The sequence below is a fragment of the Nocardioides sp. genome (assembly GCF_034670285.1).
Taxonomy (GTDB): domain Bacteria; phylum Actinomycetota; class Actinomycetes; order Propionibacteriales; family Nocardioidaceae; genus Nocardioides.
In genome coordinates this window covers 1-4,864 of sequence record NZ_JAXMNS010000303.1, presented here as the reverse complement: position 1 = coordinate 4,864, position 4,864 = coordinate 1, and the positions used below count along the sequence as shown (strand labels likewise).

At 71.3% G+C, this 4,864-nt stretch carries 8 protein-coding genes; 3 read left to right on the top strand and 5 right to left on the bottom strand.

The features are described 5' to 3' along the window. Nucleotides 1-260 precede the first annotated feature (260 nt). Together miaB and VOI19_RS14455 are read left to right on the top strand one after the other, a co-directional pair. On the top strand, nt 261-1,784 hold the full coding sequence (miaB, locus tag VOI19_RS14460; protein WP_323793665.1) for a tRNA (N6-isopentenyl adenosine(37)-C2)-methylthiotransferase MiaB: 1,524 nt from the start codon (nt 261-263) through the stop codon (nt 1,782-1,784). A 90-nt stretch (nt 1,785-1,874) separates the two neighbouring features. Beyond that, a complete protein-coding gene (locus tag VOI19_RS14455) occupies nt 1,875-2,609 on the top strand; it encodes a peptidase E (protein ID WP_323793664.1) in 735 nt (244 codons plus the stop codon). Nucleotides 2,610-2,615: 6 nt separating this feature from the next. Here the strand turns inward: VOI19_RS14455 and VOI19_RS14450 are convergent, their stop codons facing one another. The 5 genes from VOI19_RS14450 to VOI19_RS14430 are packed head-to-tail and all read right to left on the bottom strand — an operon-like array spanning nt 2,616 to nt 4,014. Next, the gene (locus VOI19_RS14450) at nt 2,616-2,843 is read right to left on the bottom strand and encodes a hypothetical protein (RefSeq protein WP_323793663.1); all 228 of its coding nucleotides are present in this window, start codon (nt 2,841-2,843) and stop codon (nt 2,616-2,618) included. Next, nucleotides 2,840-3,145 (bottom strand): hypothetical protein, encoded by a 306-nt coding sequence (locus VOI19_RS14445; RefSeq protein WP_323793662.1) that lies wholly within the window; start codon nt 3,143-3,145, stop codon nt 2,840-2,842. The genes VOI19_RS14450 and VOI19_RS14445 overlap by 4 nt, the downstream gene beginning before the upstream one ends. After that, nucleotides 3,138-3,647, bottom strand: a complete 510-nt coding sequence (locus VOI19_RS14440; protein ID WP_323793661.1) for an NUDIX hydrolase — start codon at nt 3,645-3,647, stop codon at nt 3,138-3,140. The genes VOI19_RS14445 and VOI19_RS14440 overlap by 8 nt, the downstream gene beginning before the upstream one ends. Then, on the bottom strand, nt 3,644-3,814 hold the full coding sequence (locus VOI19_RS14435; RefSeq protein ID WP_323793660.1) for a hypothetical protein: 171 nt from the start codon (nt 3,812-3,814) through the stop codon (nt 3,644-3,646). Before VOI19_RS14435 ends, VOI19_RS14440 begins: the two co-directional genes overlap by 4 nt. Continuing rightward, on the bottom strand, nt 3,811-4,014 hold the full coding sequence (locus tag VOI19_RS14430) for an antitoxin (RefSeq protein ID WP_323793659.1): 204 nt from the start codon (nt 4,012-4,014) through the stop codon (nt 3,811-3,813). Before VOI19_RS14430 ends, VOI19_RS14435 begins: the two co-directional genes overlap by 4 nt. A gap of 80 nt (nt 4,015-4,094) precedes the next feature. Between VOI19_RS14430 and miaA the strand changes: the two genes are divergently transcribed. Beyond that, nucleotides 4,095-4,864: tRNA (adenosine(37)-N6)-dimethylallyltransferase MiaA (gene miaA / locus VOI19_RS14425; RefSeq protein WP_323793658.1), on the top strand; the 770-nt coding region annotated here is incomplete at its 3' end.

Sequence of the window (4,864 nt, the reverse complement as noted above, 5' to 3'; positions counted from 1 at the left end):
CAGGCGCCCGGTGCCCAGGTCGGTGACGACGGTGTCGCCGTCCGACCAGCGCACGACGGTGGCGGTCTCAGCGCTTCCCGCGCTCGTGGGGGCCGGGGCGGAGAGGAGTCCGGCGGTCAGCACAGCGGTGGCCAGCAGGGCGGGAGCGAGGAGTCGGGTCATGGCGGTCCTGAGCGTAGGCGTGTTCGACGCCCGCGGCTGGGGTGGTCTGGTCCGCTGATGACCCACCGCGCGGCGGGTCGCCGTACCCTTGATCCGCCATGACTGCCCTGCCTGAATCTGCTGAAGCCACCTCACCCGCGCCCCGCACCTACGAGGTCAAGACCTACGGGTGCCAGATGAACGTCCACGACTCCGAGCGCCTGACCGGCCTGCTCGAGACCGCCGGCCTCGTCGCCTTCCGCCCCGAGCCGGGCGAGAAGACCGGCCACGCCGACGTCATCGTGTTCAACACCTGCGCGGTGCGCGAGAACGCCGACAACAAGCTCTACGGCAACCTGTCGCAGCTCAAGCCGATCAAGGCCGCCCACCCCGGGATGCAGATCGCCGTGGGGGGCTGCCTCGCGCAGAAGGACCGCGCCACGATCACCACCAAGGCCCCGCACGTCGACGTGGTCTTCGGCACCCACAACATCGGCTCCCTGCCGGCTCTGCTCGACCGGGCGCGGTCGCAGCAGGAGGCGCAGATCGAGATCCTCGAGTCGCTCGACGTCTTCCCGTCCACCCTGCCGACCAAGCGCGACTCGGCGTACGCCGCCTGGGTCTCGATCTCCGTCGGGTGCAACAACACGTGCACCTTCTGCATCGTGCCGGCGCTGCGTGGCAAGGAGAAGGACCGCCGTCCGGGCGAGATCCTCGCCGAGATCGAGGCGCTGGTCGCCGACGGCGTCTCCGAGGTGACCCTGCTGGGTCAGAACGTCAACGCCTACGGCGTCGAGTTCGGCGACCGCCAGGCCTTCTCCAAGCTGCTGCGCGCCTGCGGCGAGATCGAGGGACTCGAGCGGGTGCGCTTCACCTCGCCGCACCCCGCGGAGTTCACCGACGACGTCATCGAGGCGATGGCCGAGACCGCCAACGTGATGCCGCAGCTGCACATGCCGCTGCAGTCAGGCTCCGACAAGGTCCTCAAGGACATGCGCCGCTCCTACCGCAGCGCCAAGTTCCTCGGCATCATCGACCGGGTGCGTGCGGCGATGCCGGACGCCGCGATCACCACCGACATCATCGTCGGCTTCCCCGGTGAGACCGAGGACGACTTCCTCGCCACCCTCGACGTGGTGCGCCAGGCACGCTTCTCCAACGCCTACACCTTCCAGTACTCCAAGCGTCCTGGCACTCCGGCGGCCGACCTGCCCGACCAGATCAGCCCCGAGGTCGTCAAGGACCGCTACGGCCGCCTGGTCGAGCTGGTCAACCAGATCGCCTGGGAGGACAACAAGCGGCTCGTCGGTCGCACCGTCGAGCTGATGGTCGCCGAGGGCGAGGGCCGCAAGGACGCCGAGACGCTGCGCCTCTCCGGTCGCGGGCCCGACAACCGCCTCGTTCACTTCGCTGCCCCGGGCAGTGATCTGGACCCGGTTCGTCCTGGCGACAACGTGACCGTCGAGATCACCCACGCCGCCCCGCACCACCTGGTGGCCGACCGCGTGCTCTCGGTACGCCGTACCCGCTCCGGCGACGCGTGGGAGGCCCGCGCCGCCGACCCGACCGCCGGCGGAGTCACCCTCGGCATGCCGAGCATCGGTGTCCCCGCCCCGCTGCCGGACGCCCCCGCCTGCCGCTGAGGCGACCCACCCGATAGTCCCTTACGAAATGGCCCCTGTCCGGGGCGATTCGGGACCACTTCGTAAGGGACTATCGCTGAGGATGGCGCAGTGACTGCTGACGCCCCCACCATCCTGGCCACGTCCGGCGGAATCGTCGCCGGCTCCCGCACGCGCTACGAGGTCGGCCCGCTGACCCACCACGCCGTCGACCTCGCCGACGTGACCGGGCGGGCGCCGCGGGTCTGCTACCTCGGCACGGCCTCGGGCGACGACCCGCGCGGCATCCGTGACTTCTACGACGCCGCCCAGCTCGCCGGGTTCGCGCCGTCGCACGTGCAGCTCTTCACGATGCCGAACGTCGAGGACGTGCGTGAGCACCTGCTGTCGCAGGACGTCATCTGGGTCTTCGGCGGCAGCGTCGCGGGCCTGCTGGCGATGTGGGACCTGCACGGCGTCGGCGACGTGATGCGCGAGGCGTGGGAGGCCGGGGTCGTGCTGACCGGGGTCTCGGCCGGGTCGATCTGCTGGCACGTCGGCGGCACCACCGACTCGTTCGGGCCGCGGCTGCGGCCGATCACCAACGGACTCGCGCTGCTGCCCTTCTCCAACGGAGTCCACTACGACTCCGAGGCCGAGCGTCGCCCGCTCTTCCAGAGCCTCATCGCCGACGGTTCGCTGCCGGCCGGCTACGCCACGGACGACGGCGCAGGCGTGCTCTACCGAGGCACCGAGATGGTCGGTGCCTTCAGCGAGCGCGCCGGCGCCGGGGCCTACTGGGTCGAGAAGGGCGCGGACGGCGCGGCCGTCGAGACGCCTCTCGACGTCACCCGACTGCGCGGCTGACGACCCTCAGGCGTTGCGCGGCGGCTTGTCGTAGGGGTGCTCCGCCGAGCGCGGGTCGCCCTTGCCGTAGCCCGACTTGGGCGGGATCGGCGGGTCGGGGTTGATCTCGACCCCGCCCGCAGCCTGCTCGGGTGGTACGTCGGCGTCGGGGTGACGTTCCTGCGGGCTGACGTCCTGCGTGCCCATCTCGCCGGTCGGGTCCCCGTCGGTGAGGGGGTTCTCGGGGGTGCTCATGCGGGGGACTCCTCCTCGGGGTCGACGTCACCGTCGTCCTCGCCACCGTCGCCCTTGGTGGCCTCGGTGGTGGTGTCCTCACCCTCCTTCATCTCGTCGGGCAGAGCGTCCTCGACCGCCGGGTTGGCGTCGGGGTCGAGGTCGCGCATGAGGGGCGCGGACGGCGCGTCGACCTCGTCGGGGAGCGCCTCCGCACCGTCGGCATAGCTGATCGCGTCGACGCCGCCGGGGTTCGGGTCGCCGGGCTCGATCTGCGGCTCCGGTGCGGGGCCGAGGTCGTCCTGCTGGTCGGTGTCACTCATGACTGCTCCTTGCTGTCTCGCGGTCGAATCCGAAGGTCGTGTAGGCCGGCAGCCCGGCCTCGAGCCCGTCCAGCACCGCCCGCTCGTGCGGTACGACGGGCCCGGGCAGGTCGTCGAGGGCGTCGAGCGCGACCCAGCGCAGCTCGGCGCACTTGAGGGGCTCGATGATGCGGGGCTCGCCGCTCCAGGAGCGGGCGGTGAAGAAGAAGTCGACGCGCTCGTCGATCGGCAGGTCGTGCCGGGTGCGGTGCAACGTGGTGACGAAGTCGAGGGCGAGATCGGCGACGCCGATCTCCTCCAGGGCCTCGCGGTGGGCGGCGTCGAGGGCGCTCTCGCCGCGCTCGACGTGGCCGGCAGCAGCGGCGGCCCAGTGGTCGTCCATGTAGCCGGTGCCCTGTCGCAGCTGCAGCAGGACCTCCAGGGAGCCCGAGCCGTGGCCGCCGCGCACGAGGTAGACGTACGCGGCCGGCACCACGGTGAAGCGGTCGTGATCGACGTTCACTGGGACGGCTGGTCCAGCGACGTCTCGGCGTTCTCCTCCTGCGAGGCCGCGGCCGCGTCACCGTCGGACGCGTCGGCACCCTGGGTGAGCTCGCTGTCGTGCTCGCCGGGCGGTGCCTCGTCGAGGTCGTAGGCGGCGTTCGTCTCCTCGGGAACCGGTGCGGTCACTTCAGGTCGTCGTTCTTGCCGTCGAGCTTGTCGAGGGCGTCCTTGGCCTTGTCGGTGGCCGAGCTGATCTTGTCGGCGTGCTTGCCGCCGGTCTTGTCGTCGGCGAACTTGGCGGCCTTGTCGATGCCGTCGTCGATCTTGTCGCCGTGCTTGTCGACGGCGTCGCTCAGCTTGTTCTTGGCGTTGTCCAGAAAGCCCATGGTGTTCCCCTGACGTCGGTGAGCGGATCGTGCGGTGGGGGCGACGCCACCTCGGCGCGCCTGATTGCCACACTAGCGACATGACCAGCAGCCAGGGGACCCCTCACACCCCGGCAGTAACGGTGGCGATCGTCGGTCCGACGGCGTCGGGCAAGACGTCGCTCTCGCTCGACCTCGCCGAGCGACTGGGTGGCGAGATCGTCAACACCGACGCGATGCAGGTCTACCGCGGCATGGACATCGGCACCGCCAAGATCCCGGTCGGTGAGCGCCGCGGCATCCCGCACCACCTGCTCGACACCCAGGACGTGCGCGAGCCCGCCACGGTCGCGGCCTTCCAGGGCTGGGCGCGCGCCGTGATCGCCGAGCTGCGGGGCAGGGGTGCGACGCCGGTGCTCGTCGGCGGCTCGGCGCTCTACATCCGCGCGATCCTCGACCGGTTCGAGTTCCAGGCCACCGACCCCGCCGTCCGCGCCCGGCTCGAGACCGAGCTCACCGAGGTCGGCTCGGAGGCGCTGCACTGCCGCCTCGCCGCCCTGGACCCGCGCACGGCCGACACCCTCGCCCCCGACAACGGCCGGCGGATCGTGCGCGCCCTCGAGGTGATCGAGCTGACCGGCCAGCCCTACTCCGGGTCGCTGCCCGAGCTGGAGTACGCCGACCCGCGCACCGTGCAGATCGGCGTCGACATCGACCGGCCCACCCTCGACGCGCGCATCGAGCAGCGCGTGCACCACATGTATGACGCCGGCCTGGTCGCCGAGGTCGAGCGGCTGCTCGACGAGGGCCTGGCCGAGGGACGCACCGCCTCGCGCGCCATCGGCTACCGCGAGGCGCAGCAGGTGCTGGC